This window comes from Pseudomonas sp. RL_5y_Pfl2_69, from assembly GCF_963970465.1.
In the GTDB taxonomy this organism is placed as follows: Bacteria; Pseudomonadota; Gammaproteobacteria; order Pseudomonadales; family Pseudomonadaceae; genus Aquipseudomonas.
The window spans coordinates 58,882-76,929 of sequence record NZ_CAXAOU010000004.1 but is presented as its reverse complement, the minus strand read 5'-3'; the positions used below and the strand labels follow the sequence as shown (position 1 = coordinate 76,929).

16 protein-coding genes are annotated in these 18,048 nt (G+C 60.5%); 2 read left to right on the top strand and 14 right to left on the bottom strand.

The window, feature by feature from the left end; genetic code table 11:
- Window positions 1–20 precede the first annotated feature (20 nt).
- A complete protein-coding gene (locus tag AACY07_RS08830) occupies window positions 21–950 on the top strand; it encodes a hypothetical protein (RefSeq protein ID WP_339474443.1) in 930 nt (309 codons plus the stop codon).
- Between the two features lie 202 nt (window positions 951–1,152).
- Here AACY07_RS08830 and AACY07_RS08825 read toward each other — a convergent pair whose 3' ends face one another.
- The 5 genes from AACY07_RS08825 to AACY07_RS08805 are packed head-to-tail and all read right to left on the bottom strand — an operon-like array spanning window position 1,153 to window position 6,747.
- On the bottom strand, window positions 1,153–1,926 hold the full coding sequence (locus AACY07_RS08825) for an enoyl-CoA hydratase (protein ID WP_133077449.1): 774 nt from the start codon (window positions 1,924–1,926) through the stop codon (window positions 1,153–1,155).
- Between the two features lie 16 nt (window positions 1,927–1,942).
- Entirely contained in the window at window positions 1,943–3,070 is a 1,128-nt protein-coding gene (locus tag AACY07_RS08820) for an acyl-CoA dehydrogenase (protein WP_326397984.1), read from the bottom strand.
- An 8-nt stretch (window positions 3,071–3,078) separates the two neighbouring features.
- Window positions 3,079–4,272: an acetyl-CoA C-acyltransferase gene (locus AACY07_RS08815; RefSeq protein WP_133077447.1), complete on the bottom strand. Its 1,194-nt coding sequence runs from the start codon at window positions 4,270–4,272 to the stop codon at window positions 3,079–3,081.
- A gap of 10 nt (window positions 4,273–4,282) precedes the next feature.
- On the bottom strand, window positions 4,283–5,050 hold the full coding sequence (locus tag AACY07_RS08810) for an SDR family NAD(P)-dependent oxidoreductase (RefSeq protein WP_219261453.1): 768 nt from the start codon (window positions 5,048–5,050) through the stop codon (window positions 4,283–4,285).
- A gap of 32 nt (window positions 5,051–5,082) precedes the next feature.
- The gene (locus tag AACY07_RS08805; RefSeq protein ID WP_339474440.1) at window positions 5,083–6,747 is read right to left on the bottom strand and encodes an AMP-binding protein; all 1,665 of its coding nucleotides are present in this window, start codon (window positions 6,745–6,747) and stop codon (window positions 5,083–5,085) included.
- Window positions 6,748–6,975: 228 nt separating this feature from the next.
- Here AACY07_RS08805 and AACY07_RS08800 point away from each other — a divergent pair, with 228 nt between their 5' ends.
- Window positions 6,976–7,332 carry a VOC family protein gene (locus tag AACY07_RS08800; RefSeq protein ID WP_339474438.1) on the top strand — a complete coding sequence of 119 codons (357 nt, stop codon included), beginning with the start codon at window positions 6,976–6,978 and terminating at the stop codon, window positions 7,330–7,332.
- 72 nt (window positions 7,333–7,404) lie between these two features.
- On the opposite strand, the gene AACY07_RS08795 is transcribed toward AACY07_RS08800, so the two are convergent.
- From AACY07_RS08795 to AACY07_RS08755, 9 genes are all read right to left on the bottom strand, one after another.
- Complete coding sequence (locus AACY07_RS08795; RefSeq protein ID WP_338647106.1) at window positions 7,405–8,787, bottom strand: DUF1329 domain-containing protein; 1,383 nt, start codon at window positions 8,785–8,787, stop codon at window positions 7,405–7,407.
- 88 nt (window positions 8,788–8,875) lie between these two features.
- Window positions 8,876–10,564: a class I adenylate-forming enzyme family protein gene (locus AACY07_RS08790; protein ID WP_339474437.1), complete on the bottom strand. Its 1,689-nt coding sequence runs from the start codon at window positions 10,562–10,564 to the stop codon at window positions 8,876–8,878.
- Window positions 10,565–10,601: 37 nt separating this feature from the next.
- On the bottom strand, window positions 10,602–11,747 hold the full coding sequence (locus AACY07_RS08785; RefSeq protein WP_339474435.1) for an acyl-CoA dehydrogenase family protein: 1,146 nt from the start codon (window positions 11,745–11,747) through the stop codon (window positions 10,602–10,604).
- Window positions 11,748–11,758: 11 nt separating this feature from the next.
- Window positions 11,759–12,949 carry an acyl-CoA dehydrogenase family protein gene (locus AACY07_RS08780; RefSeq protein WP_339474433.1) on the bottom strand — a complete coding sequence of 397 codons (1,191 nt, stop codon included), beginning with the start codon at window positions 12,947–12,949 and terminating at the stop codon, window positions 11,759–11,761.
- A gap of 185 nt (window positions 12,950–13,134) precedes the next feature.
- The gene (locus tag AACY07_RS08775) at window positions 13,135–14,304 is read right to left on the bottom strand and encodes an acyl-CoA dehydrogenase family protein (RefSeq protein WP_339474432.1); all 1,170 of its coding nucleotides are present in this window, start codon (window positions 14,302–14,304) and stop codon (window positions 13,135–13,137) included.
- On the bottom strand, window positions 14,305–15,483 hold the full coding sequence (locus tag AACY07_RS08770) for a lipid-transfer protein (RefSeq protein ID WP_048351818.1): 1,179 nt from the start codon (window positions 15,481–15,483) through the stop codon (window positions 14,305–14,307).
- A gap of 18 nt (window positions 15,484–15,501) precedes the next feature.
- Window positions 15,502–15,921, bottom strand: coding sequence for a MaoC family dehydratase (locus AACY07_RS08765; RefSeq protein WP_133077439.1), 420 nt, complete (start codon window positions 15,919–15,921; stop codon window positions 15,502–15,504).
- Complete coding sequence (locus AACY07_RS08760) at window positions 15,893–17,026, bottom strand: acyl-CoA dehydrogenase family protein (protein WP_339474430.1); 1,134 nt, start codon at window positions 17,024–17,026, stop codon at window positions 15,893–15,895. The genes AACY07_RS08765 and AACY07_RS08760 overlap by 29 nt, the downstream gene beginning before the upstream one ends.
- A 12-nt stretch (window positions 17,027–17,038) precedes the next feature.
- Window positions 17,039–18,016 (bottom strand): OB-fold domain-containing protein, encoded by a 978-nt coding sequence (locus AACY07_RS08755; RefSeq protein WP_133077437.1) that lies wholly within the window; start codon window positions 18,014–18,016, stop codon window positions 17,039–17,041.
- Window positions 18,017–18,048: the final 32 nt, after the last annotated feature.

The window sequence follows — 18,048 nt, the reverse complement described above, 5'->3', positions numbered from 1 at the left end:
CTGCAACCCAAGGACAAGCTATGAGCACGCCACCGGCTGGAACAACCAAAAAACGGATTTTTTCGCGTGATGATTATTTGGCACCATTGCCGATTCCAACAGGCAGAAAACCTTCAGATGTGCTCAATACCATTTGGCGCAAGAACGATGTGTTTATTGATATTGGAAACTACAGCATTGGGTCGGCAGTGATGACGATTTGGCCGTTGGTAATGCTGTTTCTTTCTATGGCCTATATTTTCAATGACTATGGCGCATTGATATTAGGAGCGTGTATTACAGTTATACCTATTTGCTTTGTCATCCAAGGCCTCTTCCGCGAAGTCCCTCTTCCAGTACGATTCAATCGTCAACGCCGAGAAGTCTGCGTACCGATGGAAGACGGCGACTATTGGATTGTGCCGTGGGAAAGTGTCACCGCCGCCGCCACTCAACACTCATCGACAAGCCAGGCGGGTAGAAACACGATGGGGTTATTGATCGTTGGTTTCGAAAACCCGGACCCCTTGACCAAGGAAGGTAATAAACACTTTTATTTCGCCTTTAACTGCGGCGGCGGTACCACGGCGATGGCGCTGTGGGAGTGCATGCGCAGTTATATGGAAATTGGGCCTGATGCTGTTGAAGATCAAACAGCACGCTTCGATAGATCCAAAGGCATATGGACGACCTATCTGGACGATCTCATAAAAGGTGCGAAGTTGAGAGGCTGGCCAGTCACAATCTTGTGGGAAGGCTTTTGCGGGATTTTCATCTTCAACACACTACTGATTGATGTGCTTGAACGCTGGAAACTGAACCCACCACCCGATCTCACCCACCCCGACATCATCGAATGGTCAAAACCCCTCCCGCCGGAACAATGGGCCAAACGCTCCCCCGAGCTTGAACACGCCATCGCCAAACGCGAGGCCGAACTCGCCGCGCTGGCGGTGCAAGAAACAGCATGAACCAGCAAAGCCAAACTCAACGTGCCATAGGTTGTCGGCGGCAGAATCGCAGTGGCGCACACACCCTAACGCAGCCTCGCAGAGCTCGTCAGCGGCTACAAAAACCGGTAAACACCAACACCAACACCAACGCCAAATAAACACCCTCTAGTCGCCTCACTCTGCGCAGAGGCATGACCAGACGGGTGTTTAATCTTTCCAGTTAGCGGTTTTCAAACTCGGCAGCACGCTTTTCGACAAACGCCGCCATCCCTTCTTTCTGGTCATGTGTCGCGAACATGGCGTGGAACACCCGACGCTCGAAACGCACACCTTCAGACAGGCTGATCTCGAATGCCCGATTCACGCATTCCTTGGTCAGCATCAGCACCGGCAAGGATTTACTGGCGATCAGCGCTGCGACTTTCAACGCTTCATCCAGCAACTCATCGACCGGTACCACGCGTGCAACCAGCCCCGAACGCTCAGCCTCTTCGGCCCCGATCAAGCGCCCGCTCAGGCACATTTCCATCGCCTTGGCCTTGCCCACTGCGCGGGTCAGACGCTGCGTACCACCCATGCCCGGCAACACACCCAGGTTGATTTCCGGCTGGCCGAATTTGGCGTTGTCACCGGCCAGAATGAAATCGCACATCATCGCCAGTTCACAGCCGCCCCCCAACGCAAAACCCGCTACCGCCGCAATGATCGGCTTGCGTCGGGTCGCCACGCGATCACTGTCAGAAAACAGGTCATCGAGGTAGATTTGCGGGTAGTTCAGGTCGGCCATTTCCTTGATGTCCGCACCGGCGGCAAAGGCTTTTTTCGAACCGGTAATGACGATGCAGCCAATCCCGTTATCAGCTTCCAGCGTGTCCAGCGCCTGGTTCACTTCGCTGACCAACTGCGCATTCAGGGCATTGAGCGCCTGGGGCCGGTTCAGTGTAATCAGGCCTACATGCCCATGAATGTCCAGCAGAATGGTTTCGTAGCTCATCACTAATGTCCTCGATTCAAAGATTGCGCGAAATGACCATGCGCTGAATATCACTGGTGCCTTCATAGATCTGGCACACCCGCACATCGCGGTAGATCCGTTCCAGTGGAAAGTCGCTCAAGTAGCCATAACCGCCCAGGGTTTGCAACGCCTTGGAGCACACACGCTCGGCCATTTCCGAAGCAAACAGCTTGGCTTGCGAGGCCTCGACCAACGCCGATTGACCGCTGTCACGCAAGGCCGCGGCGTAACGAACCATCTGCCGGGCAACCGCGATTTCAGTCGACATGTCGGCCAGGCGGAATGCCACGGCCTGATGCTCAACCAATGGCTGGCCAAAGGTCACGCGCTCACGGGCATAGTCCCGTGCAGCTTCGAAGGCCGCGCGGGCCATGCCCACTGCTTGCGAAGCGATGCCAATGCGCCCGCCTTCCAGGTTGCCGAGGGCAATTTTGTAGCCCTGCCCTTCTTCACCCAGACGATTGGCCACCGGCACCTTGAGGTCGTTAAAGAGGATCTGGCAGGTGTCTGACGCGTGCTGCCCCAGCTTGTCTTCGACTCGGGCCACGCTGTAACCCGGTGAGTCCGTGGGCACAATAAAGGCGGTAATACCGCGCTTGCCCGCCGCCGGATCCGTCACCGCAAACACAATCACTACCCCGGCGTTTTGCCCCGACGTGATGAACTGCTTGCAGCCATTGAGCACATAGAAATCGCCTTCCCGGCGGGCACGGGTTTTCAGGTCACTGGCGTCGGAGCCCGCCTGGGGCTCGGTCAGGGCAAACGCCCCAAGCATCGCACCACTGGCCAACGGGACCAGAAACGTTTGTTTTTGATACTCGGTGCCGTACTTGAGAATCGGCACGCAACCCACTGAGTTGTGCACGCTCATGATCGTGGAACACGACCCGTCGCCCGCGGCGATTTCTTCGAGGGCCATCGCGTAGGCCTGATAACCGGTATCGCAACCGCCCCACTCTTCAGGCACCAGCATGCCGAAAAAACCCAGCTGCGCCATCTCGTCAATGGCCTCCCGGGGGAAGCGGTGCTGCTTGTCCCATTCAGCGGCAAAGGGCTTCAAGCGCTCCTGGGCAAACTGTTGGGCTGCTTCGCGAATTTGTAATTGTTCGGATGTGGGCAGCATAGAAATCCTTAATACAGACATTCCACGGCAATCGCCGTGGCTTCACCGCCGCCGATGCAGATCGCTGCAACGCCGAGTTTGGCCTTTTGCTGACGCAGTGCCGAAAGCAGGGTCACCAGAATGCGCGCTCCCGAAGCACCGATCGGATGGCCCAGCGCACAGGCGCCGCCGTAGATATTGACCTTGGCGTGGGGGATATCCAGTTCGGCCATCGTGACCAGGCTGACCACTGCAAACGCTTCGTTGATCTCGAACAGATCAACTTCGTTCAGATCCCAGCCGGTCTTGCTCATCAGCCGCTTGATCGCCCCCACCGGGGCGGTCGGGAACAGACCGGGCTCATCGGCGAACGCCGCATGCCCGTGGATCACCGCCAGGGGTTCCAGGCCGCGTTTGTGCGCCTCGCTACGGCGCATCAACACCAGCGCCGCCGCACCATCGGAAATCGAACTGGAGTTGGCCGCAGTGACTGTCCCACCCTCCCGGAACGCCGGTTTCAGCGTGGGGATCTTTGCCAGATTGGCCTTGGGCGGCTGCTCATCATCACTGATCAGGCGCTGCTCCTTGCCCACGGTGACCTGCACCGGAACGATCTCGGCGCTGAAGCTGCCGTCCTTGATCGCCTGCTGCGCACGGGTCAGTGACGCCACGGCAAATGCATCCTGGGCCTCACGACTGAAGCCGTGGAGCTGGGCGCAATCTTCCGCGAAAGTACCCATCAGGCGGCCACGGTCATAGGCGTCTTCCAGGCCGTCGAGGAACATGTGATCCAGCACCCGGCCATGACCCATGCGGTAGCCACTGCGTGCGCGATCCAGCAAATACGGCGCGTTGGACATGCTTTCCATGCCCCCTGCCACCACCACATCGACGCTCCCGGCCAGCAGGCGGTCATGGGCCAGGATGGTGGCTTCCATGCCCGAGCCGCACATCTTGTTCAGCGTGGTGCAGCGTGTGCCCTTGTCCAGTCCGGCACCCAGGGCGGCCTGGCGGGCAGGTGCCTGGCCCAGGCCTGCCGACAGCACGCATCCGAACAGCACCTCTTCTACGCCATCGGGCGCCACACCGGCCCGCTCTACCGCTGCGCGGATCGCCGCAGCACCCAGTTGCGGCGCGGTCAGGCCCTTGAAGTCACCTTGAAAGCCACCCATGGGCGTGCGTGCAACACTCACAATCACGACCGGATCATTGGCAATTGTCATTTCACACCTCTTATTTGGCGGCCATGCGCAAGGCACCGTCGAGACGGATCACCTCGCCGTTGAGCATGCTGTTTTCAATGATATGGCGCACCAGCGACGCGTACTCGTCAGGCTTGCCCAGGCGCGGTGGAAACGGCACACCGGCGGCCAGAGATTCACGCACTTCAGGGGTCATGCCAGCCATCATCGGGGTTTCAAAAATGCCCGGTGCGATGGTCATGACGCGAATCCCGAAGCGGGCCAGTTCACGGGCCGCAGGCAAGGTCAGGCTGGCGATGGCGCCCTTGGAAGCCGCATAGGCCGCCTGGCCGATCTGGCCGTCGAACGCCGCCACCGAAGCGGTATTGATGATGACCCCGCGCTCGCCATCGGCATCGGCGGTGGTCTCGGCAATGGCCGCTGCGGCCAGGCGCAGCATGTTGAAACTGCCAATCAGGTTGACGTTGATGACCTGGCTGAAATTCTCCAGCCCGTGGGGGCCATTTTTGCCGAGGATTTTTTCGCCGCGCACAATGCCCGCGCAGTTGACCAGCCCGTTGACCCCGCCAAAGGCTGCCACCGTGGCCGCAACAGCTGCCTGTGCGGCGTCTGCCTGGCTGATGTCAGCCACGGCGCTGCGGGCCGAACTGCCCAGTTTGTTCGCTTGTGCGGCCACGGCATCGGCGTTCATGTCCACCAGCATCACCCGGGCACCGGCCTTGACCAACATGTCGGCTGTGGCGGCACCCAGTCCCGATGCACCACCGGTGACGATAAAAACCTTGTTTTCGATTTGCATGGTTGTTCCTGACCAAAAATGGGGGTGAAAAATCAGGCCGTGGCTTTGGCGCTTGACGCCAGTTCGGCCTTGGCAATTTCCTGGTTGCGCAAAATGAAGCGCTGCAGCTTGCCGCTCGGGGTTTTCGGCAGCTCGCTGACAAATTCGATTTCACGGGGGTAAGCGTGGGCGGCCAGACGCTGGCGGACGTGCAAACGCAGGGTTTCGGCCAGTTGCGCATCACCCAGATACTGGGGGTTCAACACCACGAACGCTTTGACCAGCTCGGTGCGCTCGGGGTCGGGCTTGCCCACCACGGCGGCTTCGACGACTGCCGGGTGCTCGATCAGGGCGCTTTCCACATCAAAAGGCCCCACGCGATAACCGGAGGTCGTGATCACGTCATCGCTGCGCCCGACGAAACTGATGCTGCCATCGGGGTTCAGCTCCACGGTGTCGCCGCTGAGGTAGTAGTTGCCAACGAAAGCCTTGGTGTTGAAACCTTGATAGCCGCCAAACCAGCACATGGGCGACTGGCTGCGGTCAACGGCCAGAATCCCAGGCTGGCCCACCGGCAATTCCTGATGGTTGTCATCGAGCACCACGATCCGGTGACCCGGAGAGGCGAAACCGGCAGCGCCCATATGCACCGGGTGGTCGAGCCCGTGATGGTTGCACAGCACCATGCCGACTTCGGTCTGGCCGTAGTGGTCATGGATGGTGACGTTCAACTCATCGGCAAACCAGCGAATCACCTCGGGATTGAGGGGTTCACCGGCGCTGCTGACGACTCGCAGCTGGCCCTTGATCTTGCTGGAGAAGGCAGCCCCGGCAGCAATCAGCATGCGATACGCGGTAGGTGAACCAGTAAGGTTGGTGATGCCGTATTTCTTGATCACCCGACAGGTGCTTTCAACCGTAAACGGGCCATCGTACAACGTGATCGGGTGGCCCATGGACAAAGGCCCGGTGATCCCGAAATAGATCCCGTAAGCCCAGCCCGGATCAGCCAGGTTCCAGAACGAATCTTCAGGGCGCAGCCCCACCGCATCACGGGTATAGCTCTGGAACGCGACAATCGCCTTGAGCGGCACCAGCAGCGGTTTGGCCGGGCCTGTGGTGCCCGAAGTAAACATCAGCAAAAACGGGTCTTCGCCGGTGAGCATGACCGGCTCACAGTCCGCCGTGTAGTTGTCCAGTTCGGCCCAGAAGCTGAAGTCGCCGCGTACCAGGCCCTGCCCTTTGGGGCCGGCCACGGTGACAATCGCCGGGCAGTCGTTGACTTCATTGAGTTTGACCCGGTTCACCCCATCAGTGACCACCAGCGCGGCGCCGGAACTGTTGAGCCGGTGTTCGATGGCCTTGGGGCCGAATGCGGTAAACAGTGGTTGGTAGATGGCACCAATGCGCCAGGTGGCAAACGCCACAATCAACAATTCGACATTGCGCGGCAGCAAACCGGCCACCTTGTCACCACGTTTTACGCCCTGGGCCAACAGAAAGTTGGCAAAGCGTGCAGCCTGATCCTGTAACTGGGTGAAGGTATACGTTGCGCTGCTGGCATCGCGCCCTTCCCAGAACAACGCAATGCGGCCCGGCAAGGCATGCCGGTCACAGCACTCGACACAGGCATTGACTGCCTCCAGGTGGCCGTCCAGGGCGCCCGTTACCGTGCGTTGGTAGTCGAAATCAGTCATCGTGGTCAGATAGTCGCGCATCAGCAGAATCCCTCGGTCTTTATTTTTAGGATGGGAACCGTGAACAATCCTGTTGATAATCGCCCTGGGAAGGCTCTGCAACAATGGTCAAACCGCTCAAGCTGAATGACTGCTTTGGCCAATGCGCGATCTTGCCCGAACGCGCCTCAGTCCCAAGGATCGCAACCGGCAGCCAGGTGGCGTTTATCCCTGCTGCTATCTATATTTCACGCACATAAGGAGATGCCCGTGACCACACAAAACCACCACAACACCATCAACAACATCGAATTCAACGTCCACGACATCGCGCGCAGCAAAGGGTTTTATGGCGCCGTATTTGGCTGGACTTTCACTGACTATGGCCCCACCTACACCGAGTTCAGCGATGGCCGCCTGAGCGGCGGTTTCACCACTGGCGAGGACGTGCGCCCGGGTGGCCCGCTGATCATTGTGTATGCCGACGACCTGCCCCGTGCACAACAGGCAATCGTTGACGCCGGAGGCAAAATCACCCGGCCCGAATTCAAGTTCCCGGGGGGCAGCCGTTTTCACTTCACCGACCTGGACGGCTACGAACTGGCGGTCTGGTCGGCAGCCACATAAACTCGAAAAAAGCCCCGTCGGCGCAACACCGACGGGGCTTTTGCTTGTTGCTCAAAACGTGCAGCCTGGCGTTTACCGTCCCATCGCCCGTGCCGCATCCGCGGTGTACTGGTCAGGCGTGAACTTGCCTTCGTTGAGGATCGGGCCTTTCTTGGCTTCGTTGGTCATGCCGTAGCCGGTGTACTGCCCCGAGTTCAAGTCCATGAAGAACTGCGAACCCGCCTGCCAGGCGCTCATGTCCGGATGGTAGTAGTAGTTGATCATGGCGTGTTTCCACAGCTGCCCACGGGCATCGTAGTTGTCTGCCATCACCGAGTTCCAGGTGTCCTCATCGATAAACAGCACACGCTTGCCGTACACGTGGCGATAGCCTTCTTTCAGGTCCCCTTCCAGCACCCACACACGACGCAGTTCATAACGCATCAGGTCAGGGTTGGGATGGTTGGGCGTGAGCATGTCTGCGTACTTCACCGTGCCTGCGTTGGGCTTGTAGGCGTTGGCCGGGATGTAAACCTCACGCTTGCCGATCAATTTCCAGTCGAAGCGCTCTGGCGAACCGTTGAACAAACGGTCTTCGTCGACGGTCATGGTGCCGTTGGTGCCAATCATCGGCTGGTCATAGCCGTAGCCAGGCAGCAAGCGAACGCGACGGGTGGACGGGCTGTAGCTCCAGGCCTGACGCGGGTTGGTCTGAAAGTCGTAGGGTTCGTGGGAAATGCTGATCACGCCGTTGTCACGGGCAGGTTTGAGCGTCGTGTTGTTGCCCATTGCCTGAATCTTGTCTTCAGTTTTTGGCTCCACCGTCGGGGAGTTGGCCTGTGACAGGCCTCGCGCATAGGCACGGCCCCACCCAATGCTGCCATTGGGCAGTACGGACGCCAGGTCACTGGTTTTCTCTTCGGTCCAGGCGCGCGCCGGGAGCTGGTGGTTCCACAGCACTTCCATGCCGCTTTTAGGGATCGGGAACGGCACCTGGCCCAACCCCTCGATGCCCATGCCATCGTTCACCAGCTTGGCATTCAAGGCGTTGCTCATGACGCGGCGGCACACGTAGTCCGGGTAGCGGAAATCACGATGACCGGTGTAGATGTTCATCTTGTAAGTGGTCGGATAACGCTTGAGCAGCGCTTTCTGGCCCTCGGTCAGCTTGTCTTCGTACTGCGCCATGTTTTGCGCAGTGATCACCAGGATCGGCTTCTCTGCAGCATAGGGATCAACCGGTTGGTCGCCCGAGAACTTCACATGGTTCCAGCCCGGAACTTCGCCCAGGTACTTGCCGGTGTAGGGCGGGATAGTGCCCGCGGCGTTACCTGCCTGTTCTGCACCTACACAGGTCAGCTCTTTACCCAGTTTGGCCGCTTCTGCGGGAGATACCTGGGCGGATGCCGTGCCGATGGCCGCCACATTGACGGCTATGGCGGCTGCGAGCATTACGCCTGTTCTTGTTATTTTCATGTATTGCCTCCTACGCGAATAAGCTTGCTGAGGGGTATGCGTCCATTCTTCGCCATTCACAGGCGAGTACATCGTCCACAAAGACTATTCAGGCCGTTACCAACAGCTCTTTGAGCAAGCTTTTAAGCATCTTGCCCGACGCATTACGGGCAAACGGCGTGTGCTGGATATGGATCTGCGCAGGGACCTTGAAGCTCGCCAGACGCTGGGCGATAAACCTCCGCACCGTATCCCGGTCCGGGGTTGAGGCCGGGTCGCCACGCACCACCAAAAACACCACTTCGCCCAGCACATCGTCAGGGACGGCAAAGGCTGCGGCTTCAATCACACCGGGCATCTCACAGGCGCAGGACTCGACCTCGGCAGCGGAAATTTTCTCGCCGCCGCGATTGATCAAATCCTTCGCGCGATCCGTGATGTAGAGGAAACCTTCATCATCCAGCAGCCCGATATCGCCGGTGTCGAGCCAGCCATCGCGCAGGGTCTGTGCGCTGGCCTCGGGCAGGTTCCAGTACGCGCTCATCAGCGTTGGCGAGCGCACCCAGATCAATCCACTGACACCGCCGGGCAGTGGTCGATCCGGACTGTCGCCGATGCGCACCTCGACAATTGGCAAGGGCCAGCCTGCCGACGCCGGTTTGTAGACAAACTGATCACCGCCAATGGCTGCGCAGATGCCGTTGCTTTCGGTCAGCCCATAACCACTGCCGCCGATTGCCTCGGGTTTGCGCTGGGTCAGGTGTTCCAGCAGGCTGCTGGACGGTGCCGCACCCCCCAGCCCCAGACCAAACAGGCTGGCCGTGTCAGGGCTGCCAAAGCGTGGCGACGTCAGCAGTTGCTGCATCATCACCGGTGCGCCGTTGAACTGGGTGCAGTGCTCATCGCGGATCAGATCGAAGGCTTTTTCCACGTCCCACTTGTACATCAGCAGCAGCCGTCGACCGCTGCGCAAGGCCAGCAAAAACTGCGCATGCAAGCCACTGACATGGAACAGCGGAACTGCCATCAAGGTGGTGGGCGCATAACCGCTGTTGATCACCACACTGATACGCTGCGGTGAACTGAGCGCGCAAAACGCACCCTGGAACTCCAGCGCCACCAGCGCCTGGCAGACTGCGCCGTGGGTCGACAGCACGCCCTTGGCCAGACTGGTCGTGCCCGAGGTGTAGAGAATCATGGCCGGGTCGCTGGCACTGACGGGTTGTACGGGCGTACTCAACGCGGGTGCAGCCAGCAGGTCTTCCAGACGCTGGCAGTGTTCCTCCAGCGGCGCGGCTTCACGCAGGCCAACCACAATGGTTGCCAGCCCTTGATCACGCAGGTCAGCGGCAAGCAATTGCAAGCGAGGCTCGTCGCACAGCAACAAACACGCACCGCTGTCCTGCAGGCCATGAAACAGCTCGTCACGCAGCCCCCAGCTGTTGAGCGGCACACACACCGCACCGCATCGCTGGATGGCTGCAAACGCGACCAGCCAGGAGGGCTGATTACGCATGGCAATCGCGACGCGATCGCCTTTGTGCAGACCAAAGCGCTGCACCAACTGCCCGGCCAGTCGATCCACCTGATCGAAAAACTGACTGAACGTCAGGCGCTGCTGCTCCCACACCAGAAACTCGCGGTCAGCATGCACCCGGCCACTGTCGATGGCGGCCCAGACGCTGGCTGCTGTGTGTCGAAAATACTTCGGCCCGCCTTCTGGCGGCGTGACGACTTCAAAAGGCGAGCCCACCCCCACCAACTGCTGCCAGGCGCTCTGCCATTGCTCAAGTTTCATCTTGTTATTCTCCTGACTCGAACCGTTCACAACAGGCTCAAGCGTGCGCGTGCGCCAGTTCCAGGGCGCCATAGCGCTCGCAGTGAAAATCGGCATCGCCCAGGGTTGCCTGAGCCACCCGGATACGCTTGAGGTACAAGCCCACATCCAGCTCATCGGTGACGCCAATGCCGCCGTGCATCTGCACCGCTTCATTCGCGACCTTGATCGCCGTCTGCCCGGCCTTCCACTTCGCCAGACTGGCCAGGCGCTGACGCTCGACCTCGCTCAGGCGTGTATCGTCCAGCGCCGCCAGCCCGGCCATCACCGCGCTGCGCGCCAGTGCCAGGTCGACATACAGCTGCGCTGCACGGTGTTGCAGGGTCTGGAAAGAGCCAATGGCCACATCAAACTGGACGCGGGTCTTGAGGTAATCGAGGGTCATCGCGAAGAGTTTTTCAGACATGCCGAGCATCTCGGCAGCCAGGCACACTCGACCGCGATCCAGCGCAATAATCAACGCAGGCATGGCAGATCCGGCCTCGCCGAGCAGGGCTTGCGGCCCGACCTGTACCTGATCCAGCTGCAACCGTGCATGGTTGCGCGAGTCAATCAGCGGTAACGCAACCACAGTGAGGCCCGCAGCGTCGGCCGGTATCAGAAACAGGCTGATACCCTGGGTGCCCGTGCGTACTGCCACCAGATAACCGTCGGCACCGAGCCCGTCGATCACACAATATTTATCCCCGGTCAGGCTGTAGCCATCGCCATTGGGCACGGCTTGCAACGAGACCTTTTGCGGGTTGTGACGCGCGTGTTCGTCCAGCGCCAGCGCCAAGCGCCGCTCACCGCTGATGGTCGTCGACAGCCAGCAATCCTGTTGCTCGGCATTGCCCTGCAGGTGCAGCAAGGAACCGCTGAGCACTACGCTGGAGAGCAGCGGCGAGGCGCTGAGCGTGCAACCGATGGATTCAAAGACAGGGCCCAGGCCCATGCAACCGAAGTCCAGCCCGCCGAGGTTTTCGGGGAACGGTATAGCGCTCCAGCCCAACGCCACTGCGTCTTGCCACAGTCGCGAGTCAAAACCGTCGGGCTGGGGCTCATCGCGCAAGGCGCGCTGGCGGGACACCGGGCTGCGCGCCGCCAGGAACTCGCGGGCGCTGTCGGCCAACATCCGTTGATCATCGTTATAAAGCAGGTTCATGGTGGGTTTCCTTACTTCACGTCAGGCAGGCCGAGGACCCGCTTGGCAATCACGTTGAGCTGGATTTCTGAGGCACCGCCAGAAATGGTCAGGGCGAAGCTGTTGAGCCAGCCACGGGTGATGGCCTGCTCCTGGGGGCTGAACGCCTCCTTGTCCCAGCCCAATGCGTGATAACCCATGACATCCAGCAACACTTCGAACTTGTCCCGTTCCTGTTCGGTGTGGACCAGTTTCATGATCGACATCAGCCCGCTGACGTCTTGCCCGGCGCGGGCTTCTTCACCCATGCGCTGTACGGTCAGGTTGTAGCTGTGCTCGTCCATGGCACAGGCCACAGCCCGCGCCACCAGCGCCGATTCGCTTTGCCCCGCAGGTTCGGGCAAGTACTGGCCGACCAACGACAACAAGTGAAAGTGCGTCGGCAGGCTGAACTCGCCGAATTTGGACATGGCTTTGCGTTCGTGCTGCAACAGGCGCTTGGCCAGGTTCCAGCCGCCGTGCAACGGGCCAATCAGCTGGCTTTTCGGGACTTTGACCGCATCGAAGAACACCTGGCAGAACGCAGATTTGCCGCTGATCAAATCAATCGGCGCAACGCTCACCCCGGGGCTTTTCATGTCGAGCACGATCAGGCTGATGCCCGCGTGCTTGCTGGCGGCGGGATCGGTGCGGACCAACGCATACATCCAGTCCGACTTGTCTCCGTACGAGGTCCAGATTTTGCTGCCATCAACTACAAAATGATCGCCAGCATCCCGGGCGGCGGTTTTCAGGCTCGCCAGGTCAGAGCCGGCATTGGGCTCGGAGAAGCCCTGGCACCAGCGCACTTCACCGCGAGTCATCGGGGTGAGCAGGTCTTTCTTTTGCGCTTCGCTGCCGAACTCCAGCAGCACCGGGCCAAGCATCCAGATGCCCAGATTGATTTGTGGCGGGCGGCACTTCAGGCGGCGCAGCTCACTTTCGAGCACGGCGTTATATTCCGCGCTCAGCCCTGCACCGCCATATTCGGCAGGCCAGTCCGGGCAGAACCAGCCCTTGTCGCGCATGCGCTCAAACCACAGCTGGGCATCGGCATTGGGGAACTCGACATCCCTTGCACCCCACACCAACTCGCCTTCAGGAATCGCCTTGCGCTGGGAGGGTGGACAGTTGGCCTCAAGCCAGCTGCGGGTTTGCTCTCTGAACTGGTCAATGGTGTTCATGTTATTTCACCTGTAAATAAAGATCCCCGTAGCAGCTGCAGAGCTGCGCGAGGCTGCGTCCGGGGACGAAGTCCTCGTCAACCCTGCACACTCGATGTATCTGAAACACCGTGTTGAATGGTTTTGCGGCCGCTTCGCAGCCGGACGCGGCCTCGTTCTACTCGTCCGCTGCTACAAGACCTCTATTAACGCTGGGTACGGGGCATGCCCAGGCCGAATTGGGCTATCAGCTCGCGCTGGATTTCATTGGTGCCGCCACCAAACGTCAGGGTCACGCTGGCACGTACTTCGTACTCCAGGTCGCCCTGCAACAACGACGCCGCCGAACCGCCGCGCACCAGACCATTGGCACCCACGATGTTGCTCAACAGGCGCAGAATCTCGATCGCCGATTCGGAGCCGTAGACCTTGGTGGTCGAGGCCAGCGCCACGTCCATGCGCTCACGCTCAAGATCAGCGGCAATGCGCAGGTTGATCAGACGCATGGCTTCCAGCCTTGCGTAACACTGCGCCAGACCTGCGCGCACCCAGGCTTTATCGGTGGCACGCACGCCGTTTTCATCTGTTTCCCTGGCCCACATCAGCACCCGGCGAAACAGCCCGACAACCTTGTCCGACCAGGCACCCAGGCCCAGCCGCTCGTGGTTCAGTTGGGCGGTGATCAGCTTCCAGCCACCGTTCAGCTCGCCCACCAGCATGTCTTTGGGCACCCGGACGTTGTCGTAGTAGGTGGCCGCAGTCGGGTTGCTCGTGGTCGGGATCACCGTGGTCGAGAAGCCTTGCGCCTGGGTGTCGAGAATCAGGATCGACACGCCCTTGTGCCGTGGTCGTTCTGGATCGGTACGCGCCGCCAGCCAGATGTAATCCGCCGACTCGGCACCCGAGGTCCAGAGCTTGTTGCCATTGACCACAAAACTGTCGCCTTCAAGGCGGGCCGTGGTTTTGAGCACGGCCAGGTCGCTGCCCGCATCCTGTTCGGAGTAGCCGATGGCAAAGATGATTTCGCCCGCAGCGATGCCCGGCAAGAATTTGGCCTTTTGCAATTCGGTGCCGTGAGCCATCAGCGCAGGCCCAACAGTGCTGATGGTCACAAACGGCAGCGGAGCCCCGGCAATGTTCGCTTCTTCAAAGAAGATGAACTGCTCGGTGGGGCCGTAGCCCTGCCCGCCGTGCTCCTTGGGCCAGCCCACGGCCAGCCAGCCGTCGCGCCCCATCTGGCGGATGGTGTCGCGGTACAGTTCGCCGCCCTCTTTGCCGCGCAATTGCTCACGCAACTGCGGGGTCATCAGGTTTTGGAAGTAGTCCCGCACCTTCAGGCGCAGGGCGTGTTGTTCAGGCGTGAGGTCGACGAACATTCAGGCTGCTCCCAGAATCAGGCCGCTGGTAGGAACACCCGTGCCAGCAGTCACCAGCACGTTTTCCACATTGTCGACCTGGTTGACCGCACTGCCGCGCACCTGGCGCACCGCTTCTGCCACGCCGTTCATACCGTGGATATAGGCCTCACCCAGTTGCCCGCCGTGGGTATTGATCGGGAACTTGCCGCCACGGGCATGGTGCCCGGCGCGGATGAATTCCTTGGCCTCGCCACGCTCGCACAGGCCGAACTCTTCGAGCTGCGGCAGTACAAACGGGGTGAAGTGGTCGTAGATGACCGCGGTTTGCAGCGCCTCCGGGCCCAGGCCCGACTGGCGATACAGCTCCTTGGCGACCACGCCCATTTCCGGTAATCCGGTAATGTCGTCGCGGTAGAAGGAGGTCATGATCTGCTGGCCCGACGTGATCCCCTGGGAGCCGGCCTTGATCATCACCGGCTTCTGGCGCAGGTCCTTGGCACGCTCGGCCGAGGTAATCACCATCGCCACCGCACCATCGGATTCCTGGCAGCAATCGAGCAAATGCAACGGCTCGCAGATCCAGCGCGAGGCCTGGTGTTCTTCCAGGGTGATCGGCTTGCCGTAAAAGAACGCCGCCGGGTTGGTGGCAGCAAAATCACGCACCGCCACCGCCACGCGACCGAAGTCTTCAGAGGTGGCGCCGTAGGTGTGCATGTAGCGCTGGGCAAACATGCCGACCCATGAAGCCGGGGTGTGCAGGCCGTGTGGCATGTACCAGCCGTAGTTGACGTTTTCGAAGATCGGCGTGGAAGCAAAGCCGTAGCTGCCGCTGCCGAAGCGATACCACGAGCGCTCGTTCATGGCGCGGTAGACCACCACCACTTTGGCCACACCTGTGGCGACGGCCATGGCCGCGTGCATGATCGGCGCGCAGGCCGCACCACCACCGTGGGGTACCTGGGAGAAGAATTTGACGTCCTTGCAACCCAGCAAGCGGGCGATCTCGTATTCCGGGACTTTGTCCACCGAGTACGAGCTGAAACCCTCAACCTCGGACGGGTCGATACCCGCGTCTTTCAACGCAGCCAACGTGGCTTCAAGCGCCAGGCGCAATTCGGTGCGCCCGGAGTTTTTCGAAAATTCGGTCGCGCCCAGGCCAACGATGGCAGCGCTGCCGGAAAGTGTCGATTGCGTCATGTGTGCTGTCTCCCGCGATCAGGGCAGAACCAGCGCGACCGTTCCGGTCACGTGGTTGCCCATGGAATTTTTGCCGCTGAGGGTGATTTCCACCGTGCGGGTGGCGGCGTCCAGGCCGGTAACCGCGCCATTGAACGTCATGCTGTCGCCGGGGTAGTTCGGCGCGCCGAGCTTGATTTTCAGCGAGGCAAAACGTGCCTCAGGGCCAGCCCAACCTTCGACATACCGCTGCACCAGCCCATTGGTGGTGAGGATGTTCATGAAGATGTGCGGTGAGCCCAGGGCCTGAGCGGCGTTCAGGTCATGGTGGCCGGGGAAGTAGTCGCGGGTGGCGATAGCGCCGCCGGTGACCAGGCCCACGGTGATCGGGATCGCCAGTTCCGGCAGGGTTTCGCCGGGGCGCACGTCGTCAAAGCGCTTGGTGTTCTGCAAGGTCATATTTCCATCCCAGCTTGTCGTTATGGCTCAGCCAGTCGCCGAGGCGTTCCAGGCAGGCTGGCGATCCTCCCAGGGCACAGCCCAAAGCGCGGCTCCAGTAGAGAAAGCGATGCATCGGGTACGTCAGGTCGACGCCGATACCGCCGTGTACGTGCTGGGCGTTGTGCCCAATCACATGCCCCGCTTCACAGGCCTGCCAGGCGGTGGCCAGTGCTTCGCTCGGCGCAGGCAGACCGGCATCCAGGCGGTAGCACAATTGCCACAGGCAGCTGCGCAGGGCTTCGAGGGCGATATGGGCGTTGGCCATGCTCATTTGCACGGCCTGAAAGCTGCCGATGCTGCGTTCAAACTGACGACGCTCGGTGACGTACTCCACGGTGCGGCGGATCTGTTCGGCGCTGACCCCCAGTTGCAGCGCAGCCAGCGAGGCGATGGCCCGTGGCTCCAGCCAGCCGAGTGCGGCTGCGGGGAGCAATTGCCCGGTGCTGATCAGCAGCCCGTCGATGTGTAAATCGGCAACCGCCTCACCGTGAGTCATGCGACCGGGTACAGGCTTGACGGTTTTGTTTGCCAGTTCGACCAACGCCAGCCGGGCTTGCCCTTCGACCGTCACCAGCAGCAGGGCCGCTTGCGACTGCTCCGCCAGCGCCAGCGCACCGACATGACCGCTCAAGCACCATCCGCCGTCCACAGATTGAGCGTGCAACACAATGCCCCGGGCGTTGTACAAACCACTCAAGTCCAGGGTCAGCAGCGCCTTGCCCGCTGCAGCGTCAACCGCCCACGACTGCAAGGAAGGGTCGGCAAATTGCGCCAGCGTGGCGGCCGCCAGTTGATGACGCCACAACGGCACTTGCCCCAACGCCTGACCCTGGGCCTGCAGTACGAGCATCAACTCGGTCATGCCCAGTCCGCTGCCACCCTGCGCTTCAGGGATGGCCAGGGCTTGCAGGCCGGTCTCTACACACAGCTGCCACAGCGGCTCCATGTAGGCCTGCTCGCGGGTGTCGAACTGACGCAAGCGGTCATCGGTGCAATAGTCGGCAAACACACTGCCGGCCATTTCTGCGATGGCACCTTGGTCTTCGGTGAATTCGAAATCCATGCTGCCCTCCCCTTACTCGACCACAGGCCGGAACATGGGCAAGGTCAGCTCGCCGTCGAAGGTCTGGAATTCAAGCTGCAAGGGCTGGCCAATACTCAGCTCTTCGCGCTTGACGCCTGTAAGCCCGGCCACCAGACGCACGCCCTCTTCCAGCTCGATCAGGCCGATCGGGTTGGGATGGTCGAACGGCGCCACTTCGGGGTAATGCATGATCACAAACGAATAGAGGCTGGCACGGCCGCTGGCCTGCACGCTGTCCCAATCGAACGAGTGGCATTCGATGCACACGGGAGCAGGAGGATGGCGCAGAGTCTGGCACTGGGTGCAGCGCTGGATCAGCAACTTGCCCGCATCACAGCCTTCCCAGAAGAAACGGGTGTCATCACTCATGCCCGGCTTGGGACGCTTGACGGCCGGGGCTGCCTCGACCTTGGCCGGTGCTTCTTTGGCCGCGTGGTTGTTGGCCGGACGGAACTTGAATACGCGAAACAGCAACTGCCCCACCGCTTCGTCGCCACTTTTGTGTTCAACGAAGTAGTTCATCACCAGGGTGACGAAAAAACCTGTGCCCAGGCCGGTGGTTTTCTCGTCGCCTACCGAGTCCAGCCGGGTGGTGTAGTAGAGTTTCTCCCCCGGACGCAGATTGCGTTCGAAGGTCAGCTCGGAGTTCACCGCGACCACCGATGCATAGCCATAAGACTCAATCAGCTTGAGCACTTCATAGGGGTTTTCGGTGGTCGAGCCCGGTGCGTAGTTGTTCAGGTGAAAGCCTTCCATGCACCACACCTGCAGCATCGCAGGCGGCGCCACCAGCCCGTCCTGAGCGCTGATGGCGGCAAAGGCCGGATCGGTGTAAAGCGGGTTGTCCACGCCCATGATCTCGCACCATTGGCGGATCATCGGGGCGTTGACTTCGTCCCAGGCGTAGACGCGACCATACTCACGCCCCACCAGGGCGCGCACGTCGGTTAGCAATTGAGAATCAGCCAAGTTCGTCTCCTGCGTGTCAAGTGCAGCAACCC